Genomic DNA, 26,784 nt, shown 5'->3' with positions numbered 1-26,784 from the left:
GGCCCGGTGGCTCAGCCGTACGCGGACACAGAACAGCCGCACCCGCACAGCCCGCAGGCGTCCCCGACGCCCCACACCCATCCGTCCGCCCAGGGCCTCTACGACCCAGCGCAGGAGCACGATGCCTGCGGCGTGGCCTTCGTGGCGGACCTGCACGGCCGGCGTTCACACTCGGTCGTCGCCAATGGGCTCGGCGCGCTCTGTCGGCTGGACCACCGGGGCGCCCGTGGCGCGGAGCCGAACACCGGCGACGGCGCCGGCATCATGATCCAGGTGCCCGACGCGTTCCTGCGCGCGGTGGCCGACGTCGCGCTTCCCCCGGCGGGCGAGTACGCCACGGGGCTGGTCTTCCTTCCCGACGACGATGCCGCCGAGGCGCGTGCCCGCCGGGTGGTCGAGAAGTACGCCCTGGTCGAGGGCGCCGACCTGCTCGGCTGGCGGGACGTGCCGATCGACCCGAGTGACCTGGGCGAGACCGCCCTCGCGGCGATGCCCCGGGTCCGGCAGCTCTTCCTGGCCGCGCACCGTCTCACCGACGCGCCCGGCGGGCCGGCCGGCTCCCCGCTGCGCGGCATCGAGCTGGACCGGGTGGCGTTCTGCCTGCGCAAGCAGGCCGAACGGGAGACCGCCGAGCGCGGCGTTCCAGCGTACTTCCCGTCGCTGTCCAGCCGCACCATGGTCTACAAGGGCATGCTCACGCCCGACCAGTTGCCGGCGTTCTACCCGGACCTGCGCGACGAGCGGGTGGACAGCGCCATCGCGCTGGTTCACTCCCGCTTCTCCACCAACACCTTCCCGTCCTGGCCGCTGGCGCACCCGTACCGGTTCATCGCCCACAACGGCGAGATCAACACGATCCGGGGCAACCGCAACTGGATGCAGGCCCGCGAGGCTCTCCTGCGCTCGCCGAACGTGCCGGGCAACATCCGGCGGGTCTTCCCGGTCTGCACCCCCGCCGCCTCCGACTCGGCGAACTTCGACGAGGTCCTGGAGTTGCTGCACCTGGCCGGGCGGAGCCTGCCGCACGCGGTGCTCATGATGATCCCCGAGGCCTGGGAGAACGACCCGGGGATGGACCCGGCCAAGCGCGCCTTCTACCGCTTCCACGCCAGCCTGATGGAGCCGTGGGACGGTCCGGCGTCGGTGGCCTTCACCGACGGTGAGATCGTCGGCGCGGTGCTGGACCGCAACGGGCTGCGCCCGGGGCGCTGGTGGCAGACCGATGACGGGCTCGTGGTGCTCGGCTCCGAGGCGGGCGTCCTCGACCTCGACCCGGCCCACGTGGTCGCCAAGGGGCGACTCCAGCCGGGCCGGATGTTCCTGGTCGACACCGTGGCCGGGCGGATCGTGCACGACGAGGAGATCAAGTCCGAGTTGGCCGCCGCCCAGCCGTACGGCGAGTGGCTGCACGCCGGGCTGATCGAGCTGAACGACCTGCCGGCCCGCGAGCACACCGTCTACACGCACGACTCGGTGCGCCGCCGGCAGCAGACCTTCGGTTACACGGTGGAAGAGCTGAAGATCCTGCTCGGGCCGATGGCCCGCACCGGCGCGGAGCCGCTCGGCTCGATGGGTACGGACACCCCGATCGCGCCGCTGTCCACCCGGCCGCGGCTGCTCTACGACTACTTCCACCAGCTCTTCGCCCAGGTCACCAACCCGCCGCTGGACGCCATCCGCGAGGAGTTGGTGACCAGCCTGGCGTCGACCATCGGGCCGGAGGGCAACCTGCTCGACCCGGGTGCCGCGAGCTGCCGGCAGATCGTGCTCCCGCACCCGATCATCGACAACGACGAGCTGGCGAAGATCCTCTCCATCGACGAGGACGGCGACCTGCCCGGCTTCAAGGCGGTCCGGGTCTCCGGGCTGTACCGGATCCGGGAGGGCGCCGCCGGGATCAAGGCGCGGCTGACCGAGATCTGCCGGCACGTCTCCGAGGCGATCGAGGACGGCGTGCGCATCCTGGTCCTCTCCGACCGGGACTCCAACGCCGACCTGGCGCCGATCCCGTCGCTGCTGCTCACCGCCGCCGTGCACCAGCACCTGGTTCGCGAGCAGACCCGTACGCGGGCGGCGCTGATCGTCGAGTCCGGGGACTGCCGGGAGGTGCACCACGCGGCGGTGCTGATCGGCTACGGCGCGGCGGCGGTCAACCCGTACCTGGCGTTCGAGTCGGTCGAGGACATGATCGCCACCGGCATGTTGGCCGGGGTGGAGCCCGCCGCCGCGGTGCGCAACTACGCGAAGGCGCTCGGCAAGGGCGTCCTGAAGATCATGTCCAAGATGGGCATCTCGACGGTCTCCTCGTACTGCGGCGCGCAGGTCTTCGAGGCGGTCGGCCTGGACAGCCGGCTGGTCGAGCGCTACTTCCGGGGCACCCCCAGCCGCATCGGCGGGGTGGGTCTCGCCGGCGTGCACACCGAGGTGGCCGCCCGGCACGCGCTGGCCTGGCCGCCGGCCGGCACCGCCACCTCCGACCGGTTGGAGGTCGGTGGCGAGTACCAGTGGCGCCGCGAGGGTGAGCTGCACCTGTTCAACCCGGAGACGGTCTTCCTGCTGCAGCACGCCACCCGCAGCCGGCAGTACGACGTCTTCCGGAAGTACACCGCCAAGGTCGACGCGCTCGCCGCGCAGGCGGGCTCCCTGCGCGGGCTGTTCACACTGCGCACCGGGGTCCGTCCGGCGGTGCCGATCGAGGAGGTCGAGCCGGCCACCGAGATCGTCAAGCGGTTCGCGACCGGCGCCATGTCGTACGGGTCGATCTCTGCGGAGGCGCACGAGACGCTCGCCATCGCCATGAACCGGCTCGGCGGGAAGTCCAACACCGGTGAGGGCGGCGAGGACGTCGAGCGGCTGCACGACCCGGCCCGACGTTCGGCGGTCAAGCAGATCGCCAGCGGCCGCTTCGGTGTGACCAGCGAGTACCTGGTCAACGCCGACGACCTCCAGATCAAGATGGCCCAGGGCGCCAAGCCGGGCGAGGGTGGTCAGCTGCCCGGTAACAAGGTCTGGCCGTGGATCGCCCGGACCCGGCACGCCACCCCCGGCGTGGGTCTGATCTCCCCACCGCCGCACCACGACATCTACTCCATCGAGGACCTCGCCCAACTGGTGCACGATCTGAAGTGCGTCAACCCGGCGGCCCGGGTGCACGTCAAACTGGTCAGCGAGGTCGGCGTCGGCACCGTCGCCGCCGGGGTGGCCAAGCTCAAGGCGGACGTCATCCTGATCTCCGGCCACGACGGCGGCACTGGCGCTTCCCCGCTGAACTCGCTCAAGCACGCCGGCACCCCGTGGGAGCTGGGGCTGGCCGAGGCGCAGCAGACACTGCTGCTCAACAAGCTGCGCGACCGGGTCACCGTGCAGGTCGACGGCCAGCTCAAGACCGGCCGGGACGTGCTGATCGCGGCGCTGCTCGGCGCGGAGGAGTTCGGCTTCGCGACCGCGCCGCTGATCGTCGAGGGCTGCGTGATGATGCGGGTCTGCCACCTGGACACCTGCCCGGTCGGCATCGCCACCCAGAACCCGGTGCTGCGGGAGCGCTTCACCGGCAAGCCGGAGTTCGTGGAGAACTTCTTCCTCTTCCTCGCCGAGGAGGTCCGGGGTTATCTGGCCGAGTTGGGCTTCCGATCGATCGAGGAGGCGATCGGGCAGTCCGAGGTGCTGGACGTGGCCCCGGCGGTGACGCACTGGAAGGCGCACGGGTTGGACCTGGCGCCCGTCCTGCACCTGCCGGAGCTGCCCGCCGGAGCGGCCCGACGCGGGGTCCGCGCGCAGGATCACGGCCTGGAGCAGGCGCTCGACAACGAGCTGATCGCGCTGGCCCGTCCGGCTCTGGCGGACGGGGCACCGGTGCGGGTCGAGGTGGCGGTGCGCAACGAGCACCGCAGCGTCGGCGCGATGCTCGGCGGTGAGGTGACCCGTCGCTTCGGTGGCGCCGGCCTTCCCGAGGACACCATCGAGTTCGTGCTGCACGGCACGGCCGGGCAGTCGTTCGGCGCGTTCCTGCCGCGCGGGGTGACCCTGCGCCTGCACGGCGACGCCAACGACTACGTGGGCAAGGGCCTCTCCGGAGGTCGGCTCATCGTCCGTCCGGACGCCGCCGCGCCGTTCCTCGACCCGGACGCCGAGCCGGGGCAGCGGGCCGAGGATCAGATCATCGCCGGCAACACCATCCTGTACGGAGCCACGGCGGGCGAGGTCTTCCTGCGCGGCCGGGTGGGCGAGCGGTTCGCGGTGCGCAACTCTGGCGCGATCGCCGTGGTCGAGGGCGTCGGCGACCATGGCTGCGAGTACATGACCGGTGGCACGGTGGTGGTGCTGGGCGCGACCGGCCGGAACTTCGCGGCCGGCATGTCCGGCGGCACGGCGTACGTGCACCAGCTGGACCGTTCCCGGGTCAACGCGGAGCTGGTCGACCTGATGCCGCTGGGCGAGCAGGAGCAGTCGCTCCTGCACGAGCTGGTCCAACGGCACGTGGCCGAGACCGGGTCGGCGGTCGCCGAGGAGCTGCTCAAGCGGTGGCCGGAGGCGGTGGCCGAGTTCACCGCGGTGGTACCCCGCGACTACCGCCGGGTGCTGGAGATCATGCGGGCCGCCGAAGCAGCCGGCCGCGACGTCGACGACGCGGTGATGGGCGCGCTCAGCGCGCCCGCCGCGCCGGTGCCGCCCGCCCCGCGGGTGGCTGCCCAGGAGGTGGCACGTGCCTGACCCGAACGGTTTCCTGCGCTACGACCGGCGGCTGCCGGCCCGCCGTCCGGTGCCGGTGCGGATCAGCGACTGGCGGGAGGTGTACCCGCCGGCCGGCGAGGAACTGGTCCGTGAGCAGGCCACCCGATGCATGGACTGCGGCATCCCGTTCTGCCACGACGGCTGCCCGCTGGGCAATCGCATCCCGGACTGGAACGACCTGGTGCGTACCGGCAACTGGGACGCCGCGGTGGAGTCGCTGCACGCCACCAACAACTTCCCGGAGTTCACCGGCCGGCTCTGCCCGGCGCCCTGCGAGGCGGCCTGTGTGCTCGGCATCTCCGGCGGTCAACCGGTGACCATCAAGCAGGTCGAGGTGGAGATCGCCGACGCCGCCGCGGCCCGGGGGTTCACCCCCCGCCCGGTGCCGGCGCCGTCGGGTCGGTCGGTCGCCGTCGTCGGCTCCGGGCCCGCCGGCCTCGCCGCCGCGCAGCAGCTGGTCCGCGCCGGTCACGCGGTGACGGTGTACGAACGCGACGACGCGATCGGTGGCCTGCTGCGGTACGGCATTCCCGACTTCAAGTTGGAGAAGCGGCACATCGATGCCCGGCTGGCCCAGCTCACCGCCGAGGGGGTGCGCTTCCGCACCGGCGTGAACGTCGGGGTGGACGTGACCGCCGAGCAGTTGCGCGCCGAGCACGACGCGGTGCTGCTGGCCTGTGGGGCGTTGCAGGGCCGGGACACGCCGGAGACCCCGGGGCGGGCGCTTCGGGGCGTACACCAGGCGATGGCGCACCTGGTCGCGGCGAATCGCGCGGTCGCTACCGCGGCCACCGACCAGGCCGGCGTGGTGGCCACCGCCGAGCGTCGGCTGGCGCCGGCGGTGTTGCCGGACGGCACGCCGATCGACGCGGCCGGCAAGCACGTGGTGATCATCGGTGGCGGTGACACGGCGGCCGACTGTCTCGGTGTCGCGCACCGCCAGGGCGCCGCGGGCGTGCACCAGCTCGACCTGTACCCGCAGCCGCCGCAGGAGCGCGACGAGGCACGGGACCCGTGGCCGACCTGGCCGTGGGTGCTGCGCAGCTACCCGGCGCACGAGGAGGGTGGCGAGCGGGTCTTCGCCGTGGCGGTGCAGGAGTTCGTGGACGACGGCACCGGCCAGGTGCGGGCGGTGCGGATCGCCGAGGTGACGGTGGAGAAGCGCGACGGCCGGCGGGTCGTCACCGTGGTGCCGGGCTCGGAGCGGGAGTTGCCGGCCGATCTGGTGCTGCTGGCGATCGGTTTCGAGGGCACCGAGCAGCAGCCGTTGCTGGCCCAGTTCGGCGTGACCCGCAACCCTCGGGGCGCCGTCGACGCCCGCGACGACTGGCAGACCGACGCCGACGGCGTGTTCGTGGCCGGTGACATGCACCGGGGCGCCTCGTTGATCGTCTGGGCCATCGCCGAGGGGCGGGCGGTCGCCGCCGCCATCCACGGCTATCTGGGCGGTGTCGGTGCGTTGCCGGCCCCGGTGGGTCCGGCCGCGCAGGCTCTCGCCGCTCGCTGAGGTGCGGGCGTCCGGTCGGTGCGGCAGGTCCGCCGCCGCACCGACCGACCATTCCCGCTGGTGAAGCCGCTCGCAGATATGGGCAAAAAGGTTTCAGCCGGCAGGACTTGCCGGCTGCCGAACCGCTGAGACAGCGGTCACCCCCGGCGGCCCGCTTCCGGGACAGGGCGACGTGAAGATCATCGTTACGCTGCGATCATGGACATTGAGGAGCGGCTACGGCGAACCCGCCGATGGCTGTGGATCGTGCTGATCGGGCTCTTCCTGAGTGGTGTCACCGCGTTTCCGCTGGAGATCGAGGTGCGCTGGCTGCTGCGCGTACTGGATCCGCTCGCCGGCCAACTGCCCGCGCTGGTCGCCTGGATCGAGCGGGTGCACACCGGGCTCGTGACGGCCGGCGAGGACTACCCGTTCCTGCTCTACGGCACCGACTGGTTGGCCTTCGCCCACCTAGTGCTGGCGGTGGCCTTCTGGGGGCCACTGCGCGACCCGGTGCGCAACGTCTGGGTGGTGCAGGTCGGCATGATCGCCTGCGCCGGCATCGTCCCGCTGGCGCTGATCTGCGGCCCGATCCGGGACATCCCCTGGTTCTGGACGGTCGTCGACCTGTCCTTCGCGGTCGGGGCGTTCCCACCGCTCTGGTTCGCGTACCGGCACATCCGCGCCGTCGAAGCGGCAGGAGCCTCAACCCCGTAACCCTGCCGCCGGCCGGGCTGCTCCGGCCCGGCCCCGTCGATCATGAAGTTGTGGTGGGCAGAAGGTGCGCCCTCGCCCGATATGCAGGGCACCACAACTCCATGATCGACGTGGGTGAGGCGGTGGGTCCTAGTGCGACATCAGGTGGTGGGACTCGCGGATCTTGGCCCAGGACTTCGGCTCGGCCGGCGGGGCGGCCTTGCGGGCCGTGGTGGCCACGTCGGGCCGACCGGCGGTGAACAGCCAGGTGGTGAACAGGTCGTCCAGGTCCAGTCCGGAGATCCGCTCGGCCAGGGACTGGAACTGCTCGATGGTGCCGTTGCCGTACCGGTGCTCGGCGGTCCAGGTCGGCAGGATCTCGAAGAACGCGTCGTCGCCGACGGCCAGCCGCAGCTGGTGCAGGGTCATCGCGCCCCGGTCGTAGACGGCGTTGTCGAAGACCCGAGCGGCGCCCGGGTCACCGGGCAGCACCTGCCAGAACTCGTCGTCGGCCGGGTAGCTGGCGTAGGTGAAGTCGAAGACCTCCTGGGCGGTGCCCTCACCCTGCTCCTCCGACCAGAGCCACTCGGCGTACGAGGCGAAGCCCTCGTTGAGCCAGATGTTGCGCCAGTCGGCCACCGAGACCGAGTCGCCGAACCACTGGTGGGCCAACTCGTGCGTCACCACGTAGGTGTTGGCGCCGCGTCGCCAGAAGCCCGGCCCGTACACCGGTCGGGTCTGCGTCTCCAGCGCGAAGCTGATGCCGTCGATCGGCCCGGCCACGCCGCCCTGCGCCTCGAACGGGTACGGGCCGAAGATCCCGCTCTCCCAGTCGACGATCTCGGCGGTCCGCTCGATGCTGGCCCGCGCGGCCGGTCCGAGTGCCCCCAGCGAGGTGCTGTACGCGTTGATCACCGGCTGGCCGCTCGGGGCGGTGTCGGTGACGATGTCGTACTGGCCGATGGCCATGAAGGCCAGGTAGGTGGCGGTGGGGGAGGTCGTCCGCCAGATCCACCGGGTGCGGTTGCCGGCCTCGGCCACCGGCGGCCTCGGCTGCACGCCGTTGCTGATCACCTCGACGCCGGTCGGCACCGACACCGAGATGTCGTAGGTGGCCTTGTCCAACGGGTGGTCGTTGCTCGGGAACCACCACCACGCCGACTCGGGCTCGTTGACGGCGAGGGCGCCGTCGTCGGTACGCGTCCAGCCGGTGTAGTCGTTGACCAGGGTCTCCGACGGGACACCGGAGTAGCGCACGACGATGGTGAGCTGCTGGCCCCGGGTCACCGTGCGGGCCGGGGTGACCACCAACTCGTGCGCCCCCGCGGTGCTGGTGCTCGCCGCCCAGCCGTTGACCCGCACCGACTCGACGTCGAGCAGAAAGTCCAGATTGAACGTCGAGAGGTCCGCAGTGGCGGTGGCGAGGATGGTGGTGGTGCCGGTGAGCAGGTCGGTGGCCGGTTCGTAGCGCAGCCGGACGTCGTAGTGCTCGACGTCGTAGCCGCCGTTGCCGTAGTCGGGGAAGTAGCTGTCGCCCAGTCCGGGCGCGCCGGGTTGCGGCGCGGCGGAGACGACCGGACGGCCCCAGCCCGTCGGGGCGGCCTGGCCGGGGGTGCCGGCGAGCATGGTGCCGGCGGTGGTGAGGGTCAGGGCGGTGGTGGCCGCCGTGAGGACTCGTCGCACGGGGTGGACTCCCTCCATCGGGTGTTCGCCAGGCCAACCTAATCGACAACTGTGAACGTCGCCGGCCCGGCACGCGGTGTCGTCGGGCCATTCCATTGATCTGCATGTTTCGATAGCATTACCGACTAGTAACAACAGATCACCCCTGGCCACGCGCGCGGTCGCAGGATCCCACCACCCCTGTCCTGTGGAGGTCCCTCATGCCCCACCGCCCGCTCGCCCGCGTCCTGGCCGTGCTGGTCGCACTCCTCACCGCCGCCCTGGGCGTGGTGCTCGTGCCCGGCACCGCCCACGCCGCCGCCGTCAACTACGTCGCGCTCGGCGACTCGTACTCCTCCGGCGTCGGCGCTGGCCCCTACGACTCGTCCGGGTGCCTGCGCAGCCAGAAGTCGTACGCTCCGCTCTGGGCGGCCGCCCATGGCGTGACCAGCTTCAACTTCCGGGCCTGTGGCGGCGCGGTCACCGCCGACGTGCTCAACGACCAGGTCAGCGCGCTCAGCGCCAGCACCACACTGGTCACCATCACCATCGGCGGTAACGACGCCGGTTTCGTCAACGTCATCACCAGTTGCCGGTTCGGCAGCACCTCGTCCTGCACCAACGCCGTCAACACCGCGAAGAACTTCGCCACCACGACGCTGCCCGCCCGCCTGGACGCCACCTACGCCGCCATCCGCAACCGGGCACCCAACGCCCGACTGATCGTCCTCGGCTACCCGCGACTGTTCGAGACCGGCTCCTGCGGGTGGTTGGCGATGAGCACCTACAAGCGCACCATCCTCAACGAGGCCGCCGACGTGCTCGCCTCGGTCACGGCTGGCCGGGCCAGCGCGGCCGGCGCCACCTTCGCCGACACCCGGCCCACCTTCGCCGGACACGGCGTCTGCGCCGGAGACCCGTGGATCAACGATATCTCCGGGATCATCGAGGCGTACCACCCGGACGCCGACGGCTACCGCTACGGATACCTGCCGGCGCTGAACGCCGTCACCGGCTGACCGGAGCGCAGCACCCGATCCACACCGTCGTACCCGTACCGGCCGGCGGTCGAGCGTCCCCTGTGGGCCCTCGGCCGCCGGCCGGTTCAACACCTGTGCATGATGCGTCACACTGAGTGGGATCGGAGGTGATGCATGCGACGGTCGGACGTTCCCGGGCGGGAGTTGACCGGGCAGAGGCAGTCGACAGCGGGTCGGGAACGGCTGCCGGCCGGCGGGTTGGAGTTGTTCGCGCTGCTCGCCCGGCTCCTGCGGCGGCCCCGTCGCGGCGAACGCCGGCTGCCGCTGCTGTGGCTGGTCCGCTCCGACACCGCGGATCTGATGGTGCCGCTGCGCCGCTTCCTCGGCCAGGGCCCCCGGCGGCGGGTCCCGCACGCCGTGCTGGACGCCGACGCGCCGCCCGGCGCCGGGGACGTGCCGGCGCTGCTGCGCGAGCTGCACCGGCAGCTCTCCCTGGAGGCCTTCGGCGCCGCCCGACTGCGCTTCCGGCACTATCCGCTCGCCGACTGGCTGATGCAGCAGAGCCTCAGCCTGGGCATCGACGCCGACGACAGCCGCGCGGCCCTGGTGCGCCGGCTGCGCGACCGCAAGGGCCCGCGTACGCCGGAGGCGTTGCCCTCCGGCGGCGACGCGGTCAGCATCGCCTCGCAGGTGCTGCTCTGGCTGGTCCGTCGCGCCGTGCCGGGGGTGGTCTTCCGGGCTGCCGTCTCCGGTCGGGTGCCGGTGCTCGGGCGGCACTACAACTGGTTCATGCGCCAGCAGTACCTGGCGCCCCGGCAGTCGGTCACCTTCCTCGGCTTCGCCGAGCGCCTCACCGCGGGCTGGCGCGACGGGGAGCAACCCGACCAGGTCAACAAGCTGCTGCTGCACGCGTTCCTGGAGGACCTGCGGCAGGCGTACCGGCGTCGGCCGTGGCGCCCGTCGGACTGGCGGCGCACCGCGTACCCGGCGCTGCTGATCGACAACGTCGCCCCCGGCAACGTCGGCGGGGAGTTGGTCCGCCTGATCGGCGACGTCCGCACCGAGACCGGCCGCAACGACCCGCTGCTGATCGTCGCGTCCGGTGGGCGACCCCCACCGGACCTGCCGGAACCGCACCCGTTGACTGAGGCCGACGAGGCGTACGACGAGTGGGCCGAGGCGCTGCCGGAGATGCGACGGCTGCGCCGCCCGGCCACCTGGCTGGTGGCGCTGCGTCCCGACGAGACGGACACCGGCCCACCGTCACGTGGCGGGCTGCGGCCCTTCTCCGCGCCCGACCCGCCGTGGTGGTCGCGGCGCTTCCTGCCGACGGCGCTCTGCCTGGTGCTGGTGGCGGTGCTCGGCCTGTGGGTGGCCAGCCGGTGGGGGCCGGGCTGTCACCCCTCGCTCACCGGTCAGGTCTCGGTCGAGGTGGTCGGCAGCGGCGAGTGTGTCGGCTACAGCGACAGCGCCGCGCAGGTGTTCAACAACGATCCCGGTCAGGACCGGCTGCGCACCGTTCAGGAGCGCATCTTCGCGCAGAACCGCGCCGCCGAGGAGGTCTGGCAGCGCAGCGACCGACGACGGCCCTTCCTCACCCTGGTCTACCTCGGCACCCTCACCGGCAACCGGACCCGCGCGGACGAGGAGTCGTACGTCTCCGAGCGCGAGGAGCTGGAAGGGATGGCCACCGCCCAGTACGCGTTGCTGAAGGAGTCGGCCGGCGCCGACGGTGCCGCGCTGCTGCGGATCGTGGTGGCCAACGGCGGTCGCCAGATGATCTACGCTGACCGGGCCGTGGCGATGCTGGCCGAGCTGGCCCGGGACGACCCGACGGTGCTCGGGGTGGTCGGGCTGGTGGAGAGCCGCACCAGCACCGCCCGCGCGCTGCGCGAGCTGAACCAGGTCGGGCTACCGGTGCTGGCGCCCACCCTCTCCGCCGACAGGATGGACGCCAACTCCCGCCTCTACCTCCAGATCTCCGCACCGAACAAGGACCAGGTGAAGCTGGTCGACGCGTACGCCAGACAGGTGCTGAAGGTCGACGACGTGCACGTCTTCTACACCACCCTGGAGGGCAGCTCCCTCTCCGAGGACCTCTACGTGGGCACCCTCGTCGACGGGCTCCGACAACAGTTCGGGCCCCGGATCACCCGCCTCGACGAGTGGCGCACCGGGCAGCGGCTGACCGACGAGTGCGGCTACACCGGGATGCTCTTCTACGCCGGTCGTTGGTCGGAGTTCGACGGATTCCTGCGGGCGCTGCGCGAGTGCGGCGGCAACCCGCCCCGGCACCTCGTCGCCGACGACTCGGCCAACCGGTACATGGCCAACCCGGGGCTACGCGCCGCCGCGCCCGGCAACCTGCCCGTCACGTACGTCTCCAAGGCGGCCCTGGCCACCTGCGCGGCGCTGCGGGCCGCCCAGGACCGGCGCGACGACGACGCGCGGGCCCGCTTCCTGTCCTGGATCCAGGCCGACGACCTGCTCGATCCGCCGCGCTGCCGACCGGGCTCCGAGGAGCAGGTCGGCGAGCGGGTCAGCCTCGCCTACGACGCGTCGATGATGCTGGTCCGGGCGGTGGAGAGCCTCGCCGCCCGGCTGCACCACGCCGACCCCCGGCAGCGCTGGGAGCCGGATTCGGTCAACCCGGTGGGCGTGCACGCGGAGGTGCTCCGGCAGAACGCCGGGCAGGGCTACCCGGGGGTGGCCGGGCTGATCCGGTTCACGCCCGACTCGGGGGAGCCGGTCGACAAGCGGCTGGCCCTGATGCGGGTGGAGCAGGTGCCCGACGTGGCGAGGGCGCCGGTGGAGGTGTTCCGCTGCGGGGCGGCCGAGGCGTCCGGCCCGGCGGCGTGCGGCCCCGCCTGACCGGTCCGTGACACGTCCTCGCAGGACTGTCCGGGTGCCGCCGGTGTCCGTTAGGGTTCCTGGGACCAGGCGGCCGTGGCGTTGGGGGCAGAGGGTGGGCAGGCTCGCGTCGGCGTACGGGCAGGCGGTCAACTCCCACCGGGCGGCTCGGGCGCATCTGGACACTGCCCGCGGCGCACTGGGGGCGGCACCGACCGCCGCCGCGCCGGTCGGCGACGACCTGGTGACCCGCCTCGCCCGTCTCGGCGCCGCCCTGGCCACCCCCGCACCCGGCGTCACACCGCTGACCGATGAGCCGGCAGCGGTGCGGATCGGCGAGGCGTCCACCTCGGACGGCGCCTTTCCCGTGCTGGTTCCGCTCGGCGGCGGGCACCACCTCGCCCTGGACACCGACGCCCGGGACGCGCAGGTCGCCGGGCTGCTGCGGGCGCTGGTGCTGCGGCTGGTCGCCACCGCGCCGCCCGGTCAGGTCCGCGTCGCCGGCATCGACACCGCCGCGCTCGGCGCCACCTTCGGCCCGCTGCGCCCACTGCTCGACGCCGGGGTGCTCGACCCGCCGGCCACCAGTGAGGCCGAGGTGGCCGCGCTGGTGGACGCCGCCGAGCAGCACGCCCGCGCCGCGCAGCACGGTCAGCCCGCCGCCCGTCGCCTGTTGGTGGTGGTCGCCACCGCCGCGCCGCCGCCGCGCGAGCTGGCCCGGCTCGCCGCGCTCACCCACGCCGGCCCGGCCGCCGCCGTGTGCGTGCTGCTCGCCGGCCACCCGTCCCGGCTGCCCGGCGAGACCGCGCCGCCGCTGGGCGGCACCACCGCGGTACGGCTCAACCAGGGGTACGCGCACGTCGGCGACCCGCCCGGCAACCCGTTCAGCGCCGACGGCAGCGGGCTCGCCGCACCCGTCCTGCTCGATGGCGACCCGCCGCCTGCCTCGGTACGCGCGCTCGCCGAGCACCTCGGCACCGCCACCCGTCGCGCCGACGCGTTGCCCTTCACCGACCTGCTGCCCGAACGGCGCTGGGCCGAGTCCGCCGGCAACGGCCTGCGGACGGTGATCGGCCGGGCCGGCGGCGGTGGCGCCTTCGGCACCGCGCTGACGCTCGCCTTCGACGACGCCACCCCACACTGGCTGGTCGGCGGGCGCACCGGCGCCGGCAAGACCGTGTTCCTCCTCGACGTCCTCTACGGGCTGGCCGCCCGCTACTCGCCGGCAGAGTTGCAGCTCTACCTGCTCGACTTCAAGGAGGGCGTGAGCTTCACCGAGTTCGTGCCCACCGGCCGGGACCCGTCCTGGCTGCCGCACGCCCGTGCCGTCGGCATCGAGTCCGACCGCGAGTACGGTCTCGCCGTCCTGCGCGAGCTGCGCCGGGAGGCGCAACGCCGGGCCACCGCACTCAAGCGGCACGGCGTCACCAAGCTCGCCGACCTGCCCCGAAACGATCCGCTGCCGCGCATCGTGACGGTCATCGACGAGTTCCACGTGCTGCTCGCCGGCAACGACGGACTGGCCCGCGAGTCGGTCGACCTGCTGGAGGAGCTGGCTCGCAAGGGCCGCTCGTACGGCATCCACCTGGTGCTCGCCAGCCAGAGCATGACCGGCATCGAAGCCCTCTACGGGCGGGCCGAGGCGATCTTCGGGCAGTTCGCGTTGCGGGTGGCGCTGCCCGGCGGCGGTGGGGTGCTCGACCAGCTCAACGACGCCGCCGCGGCCCTCCCGGTCGGCTCCGCCGTGGTCAACACCGCCGCCGGCGCGGTCGGCGCCGACACCCTGCTGCGCTTCCCCGACGCGCACGCCGCCGCGGCGGACCTCGCCGCGTTACGCCACGACCTGTGGCAGGCCCGCCCGCCGGGCTCGCGCGCCCCAGCGGTCTTCAAGGGGTACGAGGCCGCGCGGATCGAGGACGACAGCACGTTCGCCGGGTTGCGCCCCGGTGGTCGACGCCCGATGGCCCTGGTCGGCCGAACCGTCGACGTGCACGGCACCACCGCACTGTTCCTGATGGACACCACCCCCGGCCGGCACCTCGCCGTGGTGGGCACCGCACCGACCGGCGCGGACGTGCTGCGCGCCGCGACGCTCAGCCTGGCCCGCCAGCACGCCCCCGGCGACGTCCGCTTCGACCTGGCCTGCCTGGTCACCGTCGCCGACCCGGTCGCCGACGACACCGAGACGCTGCTGCGGGCCGCCGGGCACCCGGTGCAGCGCCTCGACGCGGCCGGGCTGCGCGACCGGATCGCCGCGCTGGCCGCCGAGCCGGCCGGCCGCGAGTACCTGGTGGTGTTCGGCATGGACGCCGCCGCCCCCGTCCTCGGGGCCACCGACCCCGGCACGTTCCGCTCCGGCCTGGACGACCTGCGGACCGTCCTGCGTCAGGGCCCCGGGCAGGGGGTGCACCTGCTCGGCTGGTGGCGGGGGCTGCGCCGGCTCGCCGACGACCTCGGCGGCACCCAGAACCGCGACGACGTCGCCTGCCTGGTCGCGCTCAACGTGCCCGGCGCCGAGCTGGCCCTGCACCTCGGTGCGCACGACCTGACCTACACGCCCCGCCCCGACCGGGCGCTGCTGATCGACCGGCACGACCAGCGCACCCGGCTGATCGTCCCGTTCGTCGGCGACGGGCACGACCCCGACGGGGAGCGGTGACAGTGTCCTTCGAGGAGTACGCGGCGCTGGCCCGGCAACTCTCCGCCCAGCACCGCGCCGGGGAACAGCACGCCGCCGCCGAGTCCGCGCGCCGCCGCGACCTGCACGCCGCCGTCGACTACCTCCAGCAGCGGCTGACCGCCCAGGGGCAGCGCCTCGACCAGCTCGGCCGAGCCATCGGTATCGAACAACCACCCCCTGCCCCTGGCCCGGGGACGCCGGGTGAGACCGCCGCCTGGCCCGGCCCGCCGTCCGGCGCCGCGGCGCCCACCGCTCCCAGCTCCGGCCCGCCCTTCGCTGCCGGCGCTCCCACCGTCCCCGGAACCGGAGACGGGGAACCCGGCGGCGCAGCCGGCGCGCCGGGGCGGGCGGGGGTCGGGGCGTACCCCCAGCTGCCGGCGGGGGAGGCGCGGCTGGCGCTGCCGACGGCGGTGAGCCCGGCGGGCGGCGGGGTGCCCGCGCAGCGCGCGGTCGCGGCCGACCCGGCGGTGGAGTTGGAGCTGGCCCGGCGGATGGCCGACGAGGCCGACCGGCACGGGCAGCAGGCGGAGTTGCTGGCCCAGCGGCCGGCGCTGCTGCCGACGTGGTCACCGCTGGCGCGGGCGGTCGCCGTCTACGCCGGGTGCGGCGCGGCGGCCGGGGTGCTCGTGCTGATGCTGGTGCTCGCCTCCGGGGTCGGTCTGGTGGACGGGTTCACCCTCGGCGCGTGGATCTGCGCGGGGTTGCCGGCGGTGGCGTTCTTCGGCGGCTACCTGGTGCTGGGCCGGTGGGGGCGGCCCGCGATGGTCGCCGGTACCCCGCCGCGGTACCTGCCGCTCGGGTTCCTGATCTGTTTCCTGGTGGTGCCGATGGCCTACTGCGCGTACCTGCTGATGGTCCGCGGCCTGCGCTGATGACCGACCTGGCATCCGGTCTGCGCTTCGCCGCGCAGCCGACCGTCAGCGTGTTCGTGCCGGGCGTCCCGGCCCGGGTGCCGGAATTCGCCGGTGACGACGTCGTGCCGCTCGAGGTGCTGACGTATCCCCTCGAACGGGACGATCCGTACGCCCGCGTCACCGAGTACGACCTGGTCTTCGACGAGTTGCCGCCGCTCCTGCGCCGCTACCTGGCCCACTGCCTGCGCGTCGCCTGCGCCGCCGGCGACACGGTGGTCTGGCTCGGCTTCGAAGGCTCGTTCCACTTCGACCACCTCCTGACCGAGGCAGTCGCGCCGCAGGTGTACGGGGTCTGCGCGCCCGGCGCCGAGCCTGTCGTGGCCCCGGATCTGCGAACCCTCAGAACACCGGAGTGGCGACTGGTCGTCACCGAACACGGGAAGTTGCTGTAGGGCGGCGGATTAGTCCAGGTGGTAGGTGATGCTGCCGGCGTCGCTGAACCTCTGCTCGGTGCCGCTGTTCGAAGGGCTGAAGACGCGGCAGGCGCAGCCGTCGGCGGGCCGGCCCGCTGACGCCTCGGCGTAGTACCAGACCTGACCCAGCTGGGCCTTGAACGTGCGGCTGGTGCGCGGTGGCACCTCGATCGCGCGGTGCGGTTCACAGTGAGCGTCGAAGAGCCACAGCACGTACGGCTCACTGGCCGCCGAGGCGGTGCCCCGCAACGGTTCTCCCCACCGGCCCTCGGGGATGTCCCGTTGGAAGAAGACCAAGGCGTCCTGGCCCTTGGTCTTGGTGATGCAGGTCCGGTAGAACGGTGCCCGAGATTCCGGGGTCGGACTGGGCGCGGCCGTTGCCGACGATGATGACTGGAGGCTGCTGAGGATGCTCTGCCCGTCACCGGTCGCGACGGAGACGATGAGCAGGAGGGCGAGGAACCCGATGAGACCGCCGGACAGCCCAATGGCGCGAGCCCGGCGACCACGACCGGCCGATGTCGTGTCTGTCTTCTGAACCGTCAAGCCACGTCACTCCCTCAGCCCGGTGCCACCGAGTCTAGGAGGCTTCGCGCTCTGGCGTGTTCCCCGAACCCGGCATCGCGGCTTGCCGGTTGGCCGTGCCACTGTGCTCCGTGCGCCCTCGAAGCCTCACACCTGCCGGCCGTCCATCGTGCCCACTCTCGTGCCGTAGTCTCGCGCCCCGAGCGCAGTCGGTGCGCGATCCGCTCGCCGAGGGTCTGGATCATCACGCCTCGACGTCTCGCGAGCGGCAGGTCGAAAGGTTGGTCAGGGAATTGCAGGGACAGACGTCCACCCAGGTTGAGCCGATGCCGCCAAACGGCAGGCCTGCCGCTTCGCCGGGCAACGCCGATGCTGCCGCAGGAACGGCCACGCCTCGCTCCGAACAGGAGCCAGGGCTGTCGGTCGTCGCCGCATCGCAGCAGGCCGGTGCGGGCGCCGTGGTTGCGGGTTTCGGGCTGATCGCCGTCGGCGCGGTCGGCGGCTGGCTGATCTGGCGCAGCGGCGCGTCCGCTGCGAAGATCCAGCCGGAGGACACCACCGGCGTCTTCCTCACCCTGCTGGTCTTCGCCGCAGCGGTCGAACGGATCCTGGAACCGTTCTCACGGTGGCTGCCGGGTCGCGCCGCTGAGGCCGCGTTGTCCCGAACGGTGACCGACGTGAGCAGCCGGGTCGACGGCCCCACCGAGGCTGACCGCGAGGCGGTCGCCGTGGCCACCGCCACGGTCGCGCGGGCGAAGGCGAACCGCACCATCGTCGCGTGGGGTCTCGCCAGCGGGTTGGCCACAGTGGCGTCCAGCGCCGGTGGGTTCTACGTTCTGCACGCGGTCGCCGGTGCCGACTGGAACGGAGTCGCGGTCTGGGTCGATGCCGTCGTGACCGGTGTGATGGTCGGCAGCGGCACCAAGCCGTTGCACGATCTGATCACCCGGGCGCAGAACGGCCCGCCGTCGCCGTAGCCCGCCGCCTAGCCTGCCTGGCCGCTGCCTAGCCTGCCTGGCCGCTGCCGGGCATGATCCACTCGGTCCTCGGTCGCGCTCAACCGCCAGCGGACCCGAGCGGCCAGAATGGCGGCCCGGTCAGCGTCGAATCGAGCAGCGTGCAGACCGGCGAGCAGGTCCCCGACCGAGCCTCCCGGTGACTCCCGATCGGCGGCCAGGCCGGCGTAGACCAGGCTCAACGCCCGCCAGCACTCCGTGACCGCGTCCTGCCAGGGCAGCCGCCGGCCGGGCGGCCCCGCCCCGTGCCACTGCGCACCGGCCCGGTCGGCAGCGGAGATCGTGGCCAGCCAGGCAGCACGCAGGTCGTCCACGGCGTCGGCGCTCATTCGCCCGCCTCGGCGCACCAGCTCCGGGTTGCAGACCTGGGAGCCGGCCAAGAGGCCATCAACGTGCTCAAGATCGAGGGCTCGTGGAAGGCGTCGGCGGCGTCGGCGTGTTCGTCGCCGGGCGCTGAACGGCCCCAATCTCGTGGCGTCACTCTAGATCTTGGACAGTTTCCGTTAGCGCGTAACGGAAACTGTCCAAGATCTGGTCACCGTCCGGGCTCGGTCGAGGTCCCGTCGGCAAAATCCGTCAGACCAGCTCGCTTGGCGCATCCACTGCCCACGAGGTGACGCGGGGGCTAGCAGCCGGTCGCGCTGGGTGCGCGGATCTCGTACGCTCCCATGTGGTCTCCGCCGGTGCGGTGGCGGAGGCGATGGTCGACCACGGGGAGGTGCGCGTGAGCGCAGCACAGATCATCGCGAGGTTGGCGGCGGCGTCGCAGAAGCTGGACGAGGCGAAGGCCAAGACCGCAGCGGCAGCGCAGGACGCCGCCGAGGCGCGAGCACTCGTCGCCGGTGCGCTGGAAGGCGTAGCGGCTGGTCCGCTGGTCGGCATGATCGACTCGTACCGTCAGGCGCTCGCGCAGGCGTCTCAGGGTGGCGACCCGGCCAAGCAGCATGTGCAGGAGACGATCGCCAAGGTCCGAGCGCTGGGAAACTGACCACGGGTGGTGGCAGCGCAATCCACCAACCACCCGCGGCAGCCGGCGTCACCTTGCGACCTGCGATCCCACGACCAGTGTCGGCGCTGCCGGACCGCGACGGACGACGTGAGGCGCGGAGCCGAGAGAACCGAGATGCGCCGTCGCCTACCAGACGCAGGGCTGTCGGCCCAGAGGCAATTGCTGTTGGCGGTTCGGCGGCGGCGACAGCATGGGCGACGGTTTCGGAGTTCATGCCCGCTCTGCCGAAGGCGGTAGCCGGCGTCGTCCTCGGGGCCGTGGCAACCTGGGGTTCCCTCAAGGCTTACAAAGCGAGATCGCAGGATGGCGGAGGTTCGGTTGAAGATCGATGAGCGAGTTGAGCAGCTTGTCCGTGACACGTTGCACTGGGCCGTGAAGCGGCAGCCGATCGAGTTTGATAGAGCGCTCACGGCGTTTTCCGACGCAACCATGCGGCAGTCGGCCCTGGAGTTACTGGCTGCCATCGCGGCCTTTGTCAGTGCTGATATCTGCCAAGGCAAGCCAACGCCTGAGCAGATCCAGCAGTTGTCCGAGGAGGTTGCCGAGGCAGAAGCTTGGAGCTCGACGACCTCTCCCGAGGTCGAAGCCTTCCTCAACGCCGTTGTAACCGGTCGACCGATGTCGGGTGTGCTGCCAGCCGGCAGCGCAGTCGTCCTGGCCTTCGTTGTGGCCGCAAGTCTCCTGTCCTTTCGCCCTAAGGGCGAGGGGGAGTGGTGGTTCAACTATCTGGACAAGGTGGAGGCTGCGATTGAGGCGGCCGGGTGACGGGTGCGCCTGATCCGGTCACTCGGGACGGCGCCAATGATCAAGTGATGAAAAGTAGGCGTCGGGAGCGGTTCTGACCTACTTCTCATCACTTGATCATCGGACGCGCCGTTGGTGGCATGCGACGACGGCTCGGCCGCTGTCTCAGCTGGTGATGCGGAACGTCTGCTCGAAGGTCGGGTAGTCGCAGACGTCCTGGTTGCACAGTTCGAATCCGCCGCTGATCAGCGCGACACCCTTGTGCAGGACCAGCCCGCCGCCCTCCGCCCAGGCTCGCCCGGTCACGGCTTGTGGCTCGCCGGTGCAGCTGTTGAGGGGCGCCCAGCCGGACGCGTAGGCGACCCGGTCGCCCGATCGCTGCCGGACGATCAGCTCGGTAGCGCCGGACAGGCCGGCTGGGCACGTCACGGTGAGGGTGATGTCCACGGCAACGCCTCGTGCGACGAGGGTCGCGGACGTGACCTCGACGGTGCTTGCCGCGCTGGCCGGCGTCGGCGCCAGCATGACGGAAAGTGACAGCCCGAGTAGTGCGACAGCGGTGATGATGCGGCGCACGACGTTCCTCCTTGCCGGAGTGGGTGCTTACCTGCGGTCACCCTAGCCCTCCCCAGCAGTGAGAGGTGTCAATCGATGGCGGGTTCGCGTTCGATGACGACGACCGGGATCTCGCGGTCGGTCTCCTTCGCGTAGCGGGCGTACGTCGGGAAGACCTTCGTCATCACCGGCCACAGCCGAACGCGCTCCTCGCCCGTCGCGGTCCGGGCCCGACCGGTGATCCGCTCCGCGCCGACCTGGATCTCCACCGCCGGGTCGGCGCTCAGGTTCAGGTACCAGGCGGGGTGCTTGGCCGCGCCGCCGTTGGACGCCACCAGCAGGTAGTTGTCGCCGTCGCGCCCGTACATCAGAGCCGTGCGGCGCAGCTTGCCCGATCGGCGTCCGCGGGTGGTGAGCAGCAGCGACGGTACGCCGTGGAAGGTGCCCCCGTCCGCGCCGTCGGTGCCCACGTAGCGCCGGATGTGGCTGGCGACCCAGCCGACCGGGCTGTCCTCGACCGTCTCGTGCTGCTCGTGTGTGGTCACGCCATCGCCTTCATCGTCGAGTCGAACGGACGCACCGACCATACGTCGGGGCCGGAGCGCCCGAGACAATCAGCCGCGCGAGCGGGGCAGGCAGCACTTCTTGTACTTGGCGCCGGACCCGCACCAACAGGTGTCGTTGCGGCCGGGCGGCCAGGCTGTCACGCCCGACTCGTCGAGGCTGTCGGCGTACTCGTCGAGGGTTTCCTCGCTGGTGGGGTCGCTGTCGGTGCGGTCGGCGAAGGCCGCCAGGTCGGCGACCGTGCCGACGACCACGCCCAGGTCGGCGCCGCCCATCCCGGAGGCGTCGACGAGGGCGCGTTCGATCTGGGCGCGGTGCTCGTCCCAGGTGGCGGGGTAGCTGTCGACCAGAGCGGGCCAGCGCAGCAGCAGTGCGGTGAACTCCGCCTGCGGCCAGAACAGCAGTGTCGCCGGGCCGTCGTCGAGGGCGTCGAGCGCGTGGGTGCTCGCGGCGCGCAGCCGGTCGGCGAGGTTGTCGTACTCGTCGTGGGGCAGGCCCTGCTCCTCGCGCAGGTCGTGCCGCCGCTGGGCCAGGCCGTAGATCATGGCCGCGGCCTCGTCCTGGGCGTCCTCGGATTCGTGCTGCTGGGTGCGGGTCCGTTCCAGGATGGCGTCCAGTGCCCCGGTGAGCCATTCCAGCGCCGTGTCGGCGTGGCCGGACTCGGCCAGCTCGTCGATCAGGTACGTGGCCGCGGGGTCGGTCTCCAACAGCGGACGCAGGGCGGTCAGCTCGGCCATGCCCTCGTCCGAGCGGTCGAGGCGCAGCAGCAGACCGCCGCGCACCGCTCGGGCGTACGCGTTGTCGTCCGGCTGCTCGGCGATGGCACGGGTGGCCAGGGCGAGCGCGTCGGCCAGGTCACCGGCCTGTTCCAGGATGTCCGCGGCGACCAGCAGGGCGTACCCGGTGTCGTCGGGGTCCGCGACACGCCCCTCGTCGACGGCACCCACCAGCTCGGCGACGAGCGCGGCCGGGTCGGGGCTGTCGACGCCCAGGGCGCCGATCTCTTCGATGCGGTCGGCGGTGAGCAACTCGGACATGGGCGCATCCTGAAAGACGACGGTCGGTGGGTGGGGGAGCGGCCAGCGTACTCCTGGACATGCAGCAGCCCGGGCGGCGAACCGCCCGGGCTGCGACACGTTGCCTCAGCGGGTCGCTGGCATGGTGGCGAACTCGCCGGCTAGCTCCGACTCGACGATCGTCGCGGCGGACGGCCGGCGACCGGCCGACGTCCGCCGGGCGGACGGGACGGCGAGGGCCGCGAGCGCGGCGGCCAGGGCGATCGCCGTGAGGACGAGAAACCCCATCGTGAAGCCGGCCTCCCGGGGCAGGCCGTTGGCCTGCGGGTGCGCGGTGATCACGCCGCTGACCACGGCCGCGCCGATCGCGCCGCCGATGGTGCGGATGTTGGCGTTCATGCCGGTCGCCACGCCGGTCTGGCTGGCTGGCACGCTGGCGACGATCAGGTTGGCCATCGACGCGAAGGCCAGGCCGATGCCGAGGCCGACCAGGCCACCGGCGATGGCGACCTCCCAGCGGGTGTCGTGCGCGGTGGCGAGCATCGCGGAGGCGGCCACGTTGAAGGTGGCACCGGTGGCGAGCTGCGCCTTGGCGCTGAAGACGGCCTGGAGTCGCCCGGCGATGACGCCGGCGACGAACATCGCGCTGACCATCGGGAGCATGAGCAGACCGGCCTGGCTGATGCTCGCCCCGAAGCCGTAGCCGGCGGCGGTCGGGGTCTGCAGGAACTGCGGGAGGAACGCGTACATGGAGAACATCGACGCGCCGTAGAGCAGGGCGACCAGGTTGGTGGTCCAGACGCCGGGCAGGCGCATCATCCGCATGTCGATCAGCGGGTTGCTGGACCGCAGTTCGGTGACCAGCCAGCCGGCCAGCAGCACCACGGCCAGCGCCAGCAGACCGAGCACCCGGGTGGAGGTCCAGCCCCAGGTGGCGCCCTGGCTGATCGGCAGCAGCAACGCGACCAGCCAGCCGGAGAGCAGCACTGTGGCGCGCCAGTCGATGCGACCGGGGGTACGGACCGGCGACTCGGGCACGAACAGGTGCGCGGCCACGGCGGTCAGCCCGACCACGATCATCGGGATCCAGAACAGCCAGCGGTAGTCCAGCGTGCTGACGATCGGGCCGGCCAGCACGATGCCCAGGCCACCGCCGACGGCGACGATCGCCGAGATGGCGGCCACTGCGGTGGAGACCCGTGCAGCCGGGAACTCGTCGCGGATGATGCCGAACGACAGCGGGAAGACCGCTCCGCCGATGCCCTGCACGACCCGGGCGAGGATGAGGATGCCGATGTTCGGCGCGATGGCGGCGAGCAGGCAGCCGAGGGCGAGGGCGGCGAGCGAGACGACGAGCATCCGCTCCTTGCCGATCATGTCGCCGACGCGTCCGAGGATCGGCGTGAAGATCGACGCGCTGAGCAGGTAGGCGGTCAGGACCCAGGTCACTGTGTTCTGGGAGGTGTGCAGGGCCTGCTGGATGGTCGGCAGCACGGGGGTGATCAGCGACTGGAGCATCGCGAAGAACCCGGCGCCGGCCGCGAGCACGGTGAAGGTGAGCCGACGCGAGCTGCGTCGGGAAGTCACTGCCACGAGAGAAGGCTCCCTGATTACGTACGGGAATGAAGGCTTTGTCACCCGTCGTCCGTGACGGGGGGGTCTGTCGGGGTCCGGGCGATCGGGGTGGCCAGGCGGCGATCGGGCGGGTCCCGAGGTACAGTAACCGGAGGCAGGCCTCCGGGATTCCGGAGGGGTGCCTCCACTAAGCTAGCGGAGGGTTCCCTCCGGATGCAACCAGGGTGAGGTGACGCACGTCATGACCAGCGCGGGGCAGGCGCCCGAGGTCTTCGCCCAGCGGCCCAAGCGGGCCGACGCGCGACGTAACTACGACTCCCTGATCGCGGCGGCACGCGAGGCGTTCGCCGAGAACGGCGCCGCCGCCTCCCTGGAGGACGTGGCCCGCCGGGCCGGCGTGGGCATCGGCACGCTCTACCGCAACTTCCCGACCCGCCGGCACCTGTTCGAGGCCGTCTACGTCGAGGAGGTCCGGGAGCTGTGCCACTCCGCCGAGGGTCTGGCCGAGTTGCCGCCCTGGGACGCGCTCGTCGCCTGGCTGCACCGCTTCGTCGCGTACGTCGCCACCAAGCGGGCGCTGGCCGAGCAGTTGCTGCGAGACTCCGAGATCTTCACCAGCTGCCGGACGGAGATCTTCTCCGCCGGTGAGCCGCTGATGCGTCGCGCGCAGGCCGCCGGTGTGGTCCGTGACGACATCGGCTTCGACGACGTGGTGCGGCTGATCAGTGGCCTCACCATGGCCCAGTTCCCGTCACCCGAGCAGCGTGACCGGGTGCTCGGCGTCGCACTGGACGGCCTGCGCCCGCCAGCCACGCCGCGCTGACGACCCAGCCGCCCAGGCCACGCTGACGACCGTCCGACCACGACGCGCTGACTTCCGTCCCACCGTCAGCGGTCGACCAGCAGCAGCCACTCGTCGTCGAGGCGTTCCACTGTCGTGCCCGCCGGCCAGCGGTGACCAGGATCGGCCACCGCCCGGGCCTGCTCGACCTGCGGCGGCCGGCTGAGCTGCGTGTCACGGAAACTGACCATGCTGTGGAACCGGGCCCGGCCGAAGTTCGCGGCGTCGAGAAAGCGGGCCCGGTCAAACAGCGCCTCCGCGCCGAACACCGTCCAGCGGAACAGCGCCATGTTCGTGAAACGGACCGAGTGGAAGTTGGCCGACCGCCCGAACTCGGTGTGCTCCATGGACAGGGCGCCGTCGAAGACGGCCTCCCGGAACGTGGCGGTGTCCTCGAAGCGGGTGGCGTCGAAGCTGGTCGGCTGACCGAAGATCACCCGGCGAAACGAGGTCGGGCCGACGAATCTGGCTCGCCGGCAGGCCAGGCCGCCGGGAAGGGCGGCACCGTCGAAGCTGGCCCCACCGCCGACCCGGACGTCGTCGAGGATGACCTCGCCGTCGGCCGCGAGCCCCTCGAAGACCGCCTCGTCGAAGGTCGCCGCCCCGAGCCGGAGCCGGCCCCGCGCCGTCGCGCCCGCGAAGGTCGTCGTACCGGTGAACACCGCCTCGGTGAAGTTCGCGTCGACGAGCGTGCACCCGGCGGCGTCGAAGTCGACAAGCGTGGCGCCGGCCAGGTCGAGCCTCAGCTCCGGCCAGTGCGCCGCGTCGTCCGCGCGCAGGTGCCGGGTGAGCACGCGCTGCGCGCTGCGCCGGACCTCCGTCTCGCGCGGCTCGCCGTCGGGCGCCGGCATCCGCAGGTACGCGCAGAGCACCGCCGCGATCGTCGGGCGCTGCCCGGGGTTGTCCTGACCGAGGCGTTCCAGCGCGTGCAGGCCCCCCAGGCGTACCGCCGCGCTGTCGTTGCCGAGCAGCTCGACCGCCCGGGTGTAGAGCTCGGTCAGTCGACGCTCCGCCGCGTCGTGCTCGGCGGCCCCGGACTGCCGGTCCTGGTGGCGCTGCGCGGCCTCGGCCACCGCCTCGGCGTGCGCCTGCACCCGATCCCGGTGCACCTGGTCCCGTGCGGCGACGGTCTCCTGGTGCCGCTGCGCGCGTTCGGTGATCCACTGGCGGCGGGCGGCCAGCAGCAGCGCGAGCCCTCCGCCGGTGCCCGCGACGACGGTCAGGCCGGTGCGGATCGCGTCGATGCGCAGTGTGGCGCGAGTGTCCGGTTGGCTGGCCCGGTCGGCCTCGGTGAGCAGCAGGTCCAACACCAGCCAGCCCAGGGCGATGGCGACCAGCAGGCCGACCAGGACCAGCCACCACGGCATGACCCGCAGCTCGCGCTCGGTGGGTTCGTCGACAGCCACGGCCACAGCATGCCAGTCATGGTTGGTGTCCGATATGGAGCGTGACGGTATGACCGTTTACGCCTCCGTCGGAACAACGGGTTACCGGCGCGTAACAAGTCATTGACGTTTCTGAATTGTTGCGGGGATGATCGTCGCACGGTCGACCGGACACCCCCACCCACCTGCCCGGTTCGCCGGGCGCCTCCCACCGGAGGTGCAGCGATGCTGCTCCGAAAGACCGCCCTCGTCCTGGCCCTCGCCACCGCCGCGCTGCTCGCGTCCACCGCCACGGCGACCGCCGCCCCCGCCGATCCCGCCCCGGCCACCGCCACCCCCGCGACACCCTTCGCCGCCGCGGCGGCCAACCCCGTCATCGTGGTCGGCGGGCTCAGCGGCGTCGCCGTCGCGTACGAGCCGATCGCCGCCCGCCTGCGCGCCGACGGCTACCGCGCCTTCATCTACCAGTTGCCCGGGCTGGGCCTCGGTGACATCCCCACCTCGGCCCGCGCGTTCGCCGGCTACGTCAACCAGGTCCGCGCCAGCACCGGCGCGGCGAGCGTGGACGTCGTCGCCCACTCCGAAGGGGGCCTGGTCAGCCGGTACTACCTCAAGCGGCTCGGCGGCACCGCCACCGTCGGTCGCTACGTCAGCCTGGGCACACCGCAGTACGGCACGTACGTCGCCAACATCGTCGCGTTCCTGGGCCTGGGTAGCTGCGCCGGCGTGGTGGCCTGCCAACAGATGAGCATCGGCTCGGCGTTCCTCACCGACCTCAACGCCGGCGACGACACCCCGGGCGCGGTGCGCTACACCACCATCCGCACCGTGCAGGACGAGCTGGTCCGGCCGACCGGGAACGCCGCCGTCAACGACGGTGCGACGAACGTGCTGATCCAGGCGTACTGCCCGCTGCGGGTGGTGGGGCACCTCGGTCTGGTGCTCGACGGGACGGCGTACACCATCGTGCGCGGCGCCCTGGTCGACGGCCCGGTGCGACCCAACTGCCTCGCGCTCTGAACCGGTCCGGTGCGGCGGTCCCCTCCGGGGCCACCGCACCGGATCCGCGATGGTGAGTGTCGGGTGCGCGACGATCGTGGGAAACGGGGTTTCCGGCATCAGAGGTCCTCGATAGCCTGCTC

21 protein-coding genes are annotated in these 26,784 nt (G+C 72.2%); 13 read left to right on the top strand and 8 right to left on the bottom strand.

The features are described from left to right. Positions 1-6 precede the first annotated feature (6 nt). The 3 genes from gltB (at position 7) to ABTW72_RS21025 (ending at position 6,934) form a co-directional block, all read left to right on the top strand. Positions 7-4,710, top strand: a complete 4,704-nt coding sequence (gene gltB, locus ABTW72_RS21035) for a glutamate synthase large subunit (protein ID WP_350861140.1) — start codon at positions 7-9, stop codon at positions 4,708-4,710. Beyond that, a complete protein-coding gene (locus tag ABTW72_RS21030) occupies positions 4,703-6,238 on the top strand; it encodes a glutamate synthase subunit beta (RefSeq protein ID WP_350861138.1) in 1,536 nt (511 codons plus the stop codon). Before gltB ends, ABTW72_RS21030 begins: the two co-directional genes overlap by 8 nt. 198 nt (positions 6,239-6,436) lie before the next feature. Further along, positions 6,437-6,934 carry a hypothetical protein gene (locus tag ABTW72_RS21025; RefSeq protein ID WP_350861136.1) on the top strand — a complete coding sequence of 166 codons (498 nt, stop codon included), beginning with the start codon at positions 6,437-6,439 and terminating at the stop codon, positions 6,932-6,934. A gap of 129 nt (positions 6,935-7,063) precedes the next feature. Here ABTW72_RS21025 and ABTW72_RS21020 read toward each other — a convergent pair whose 3' ends face one another. Beyond that, positions 7,064-8,596 carry a M1 family metallopeptidase gene (locus tag ABTW72_RS21020; RefSeq protein ID WP_350861134.1) on the bottom strand — a complete coding sequence of 511 codons (1,533 nt, stop codon included), beginning with the start codon at positions 8,594-8,596 and terminating at the stop codon, positions 7,064-7,066. Positions 8,597-8,796: 200 nt separating this feature from the next. Between ABTW72_RS21020 and ABTW72_RS21015 the strand changes: the two genes are divergently transcribed. The 5 genes from ABTW72_RS21015 (at position 8,797) to ABTW72_RS20995 (ending at position 16,391) form a co-directional block, all read left to right on the top strand. After that, positions 8,797-9,594: an SGNH/GDSL hydrolase family protein gene (locus ABTW72_RS21015; protein WP_350861132.1), complete on the top strand. Its 798-nt coding sequence runs from the start codon at positions 8,797-8,799 to the stop codon at positions 9,592-9,594. Positions 9,595-9,729: 135 nt separating this feature from the next. After that, positions 9,730-12,426: a hypothetical protein gene (locus ABTW72_RS21010; protein ID WP_350861130.1), complete on the top strand. Its 2,697-nt coding sequence runs from the start codon at positions 9,730-9,732 to the stop codon at positions 12,424-12,426. Positions 12,427-12,520: 94 nt separating this feature from the next. After that, positions 12,521-15,064: an FtsK/SpoIIIE domain-containing protein gene (locus tag ABTW72_RS21005; RefSeq protein WP_350861128.1), complete on the top strand. Its 2,544-nt coding sequence runs from the start codon at positions 12,521-12,523 to the stop codon at positions 15,062-15,064. Next, positions 15,061-15,957, top strand: coding sequence for a hypothetical protein (locus ABTW72_RS21000; RefSeq protein ID WP_350861126.1), 897 nt, complete (start codon positions 15,061-15,063; stop codon positions 15,955-15,957). Before ABTW72_RS21005 ends, ABTW72_RS21000 begins: the two co-directional genes overlap by 4 nt. Next, a complete protein-coding gene (locus ABTW72_RS20995; protein WP_350861124.1) occupies positions 15,957-16,391 on the top strand; it encodes a hypothetical protein in 435 nt (144 codons plus the stop codon). Before ABTW72_RS21000 ends, ABTW72_RS20995 begins: the two co-directional genes overlap by 1 nt. 9 nt (positions 16,392-16,400) lie before the next feature. On the opposite strand, the gene ABTW72_RS20990 is transcribed toward ABTW72_RS20995, so the two are convergent. Continuing rightward, complete coding sequence (locus tag ABTW72_RS20990; RefSeq protein ID WP_350861122.1) at positions 16,401-16,958, bottom strand: hypothetical protein; 558 nt, start codon at positions 16,956-16,958, stop codon at positions 16,401-16,403. A 437-nt stretch (positions 16,959-17,395) separates the two neighbouring features. On the opposite strand from ABTW72_RS20990, the gene ABTW72_RS20985 reads away from it, so the two are divergent. Next, positions 17,396-17,914 (top strand): hypothetical protein, encoded by a 519-nt coding sequence (locus ABTW72_RS20985; RefSeq protein ID WP_350861120.1) that lies wholly within the window; start codon positions 17,396-17,398, stop codon positions 17,912-17,914. Positions 17,915-17,922: 8 nt separating this feature from the next. On the opposite strand, the gene ABTW72_RS20980 is transcribed toward ABTW72_RS20985, so the two are convergent. Next, positions 17,923-18,282: a hypothetical protein gene (locus tag ABTW72_RS20980; RefSeq protein ID WP_350861119.1), complete on the bottom strand. Its 360-nt coding sequence runs from the start codon at positions 18,280-18,282 to the stop codon at positions 17,923-17,925. A 395-nt stretch (positions 18,283-18,677) separates the two neighbouring features. On the opposite strand from ABTW72_RS20980, the gene ABTW72_RS20975 reads away from it, so the two are divergent. Both ABTW72_RS20975 and ABTW72_RS20970 read left to right on the top strand, forming a co-directional pair. Further along, entirely contained in the window at positions 18,678-18,941 is a 264-nt protein-coding gene (locus tag ABTW72_RS20975) for a DUF6244 family protein (protein WP_030489032.1), read from the top strand. Positions 18,942-19,280: 339 nt separating this feature from the next. Continuing rightward, positions 19,281-19,727, top strand: a complete 447-nt coding sequence (locus ABTW72_RS20970; RefSeq protein ID WP_350861117.1) for a hypothetical protein — start codon at positions 19,281-19,283, stop codon at positions 19,725-19,727. Between the two features lie 144 nt (positions 19,728-19,871). Here the strand turns inward: ABTW72_RS20970 and ABTW72_RS20965 are convergent, their stop codons facing one another. The 4 genes from ABTW72_RS20965 to ABTW72_RS20950 form a co-directional block, all read right to left on the bottom strand. After that, positions 19,872-20,282, bottom strand: a complete 411-nt coding sequence (locus ABTW72_RS20965; protein WP_350861115.1) for a hypothetical protein — start codon at positions 20,280-20,282, stop codon at positions 19,872-19,874. A gap of 68 nt (positions 20,283-20,350) precedes the next feature. Continuing rightward, the gene (locus ABTW72_RS20960) at positions 20,351-20,806 is read right to left on the bottom strand and encodes a nitroreductase family deazaflavin-dependent oxidoreductase (RefSeq protein ID WP_350861113.1); all 456 of its coding nucleotides are present in this window, start codon (positions 20,804-20,806) and stop codon (positions 20,351-20,353) included. 69 nt (positions 20,807-20,875) lie between these two features. Beyond that, positions 20,876-21,862 carry an SEC-C domain-containing protein gene (locus ABTW72_RS20955; protein ID WP_350861111.1) on the bottom strand — a complete coding sequence of 329 codons (987 nt, stop codon included), beginning with the start codon at positions 21,860-21,862 and terminating at the stop codon, positions 20,876-20,878. 105 nt (positions 21,863-21,967) lie between these two features. Further along, positions 21,968-23,434 (bottom strand): MFS transporter, encoded by a 1,467-nt coding sequence (locus tag ABTW72_RS20950; protein ID WP_350861109.1) that lies wholly within the window; start codon positions 23,432-23,434, stop codon positions 21,968-21,970. 223 nt (positions 23,435-23,657) lie between these two features. Between ABTW72_RS20950 and ABTW72_RS20945 the strand changes: the two genes are divergently transcribed. Next, complete coding sequence (locus ABTW72_RS20945) at positions 23,658-24,239, top strand: TetR/AcrR family transcriptional regulator (RefSeq protein WP_350861107.1); 582 nt, start codon at positions 23,658-23,660, stop codon at positions 24,237-24,239. 65 nt (positions 24,240-24,304) lie between these two features. On the opposite strand, the gene ABTW72_RS20940 is transcribed toward ABTW72_RS20945, so the two are convergent. Further along, on the bottom strand, positions 24,305-25,663 hold the full coding sequence (locus ABTW72_RS20940; RefSeq protein WP_350861105.1) for a pentapeptide repeat-containing protein: 1,359 nt from the start codon (positions 25,661-25,663) through the stop codon (positions 24,305-24,307). A gap of 204 nt (positions 25,664-25,867) precedes the next feature. On the opposite strand from ABTW72_RS20940, the gene ABTW72_RS20935 reads away from it, so the two are divergent. Continuing rightward, positions 25,868-26,662: an esterase/lipase family protein gene (locus ABTW72_RS20935; protein WP_350861103.1), complete on the top strand. Its 795-nt coding sequence runs from the start codon at positions 25,868-25,870 to the stop codon at positions 26,660-26,662. Positions 26,663-26,784: the final 122 nt, after the last annotated feature.

The organism is Micromonospora sp. NPDC127501 (assembly GCF_040302185.1).
Lineage (GTDB): Bacteria > Actinomycetota > Actinomycetes > Mycobacteriales > Micromonosporaceae > Micromonospora.
This window is presented reverse-complemented; position numbering and strand designations above follow the sequence as displayed.

Coding starts and splice junctions, on each gene's coding strand:
- ABTW72_RS20935 (WP_350861103.1), top strand. CDS start 25,868: ATGCTGCTCCGAAAGACCGCCCTCGTCCTGGCCCTCGCCACCGCCGCG.
- ABTW72_RS21025 (WP_350861136.1), top strand. CDS start 6,437: ATGGACATTGAGGAGCGGCTACGGCGAACCCGCCGATGGCTGTGGATC.
- ABTW72_RS20945 (WP_350861107.1), top strand. CDS start 23,658: ATGACCAGCGCGGGGCAGGCGCCCGAGGTCTTCGCCCAGCGGCCCAAG.
- ABTW72_RS21015 (WP_350861132.1), top strand. CDS start 8,797: ATGCCCCACCGCCCGCTCGCCCGCGTCCTGGCCGTGCTGGTCGCACTC.
- ABTW72_RS20995 (WP_350861124.1), top strand. CDS start 15,957: ATGACCGACCTGGCATCCGGTCTGCGCTTCGCCGCGCAGCCGACCGTC.
- ABTW72_RS20980 (WP_350861119.1), bottom strand. CDS start 18,282: ATGAGCGCCGACGCCGTGGACGACCTGCGTGCTGCCTGGCTGGCCACG.
- ABTW72_RS21010 (WP_350861130.1), top strand. CDS start 9,730: ATGCGACGGTCGGACGTTCCCGGGCGGGAGTTGACCGGGCAGAGGCAG.
- ABTW72_RS20955 (WP_350861111.1), bottom strand. CDS start 21,862: ATGTCCGAGTTGCTCACCGCCGACCGCATCGAAGAGATCGGCGCCCTG.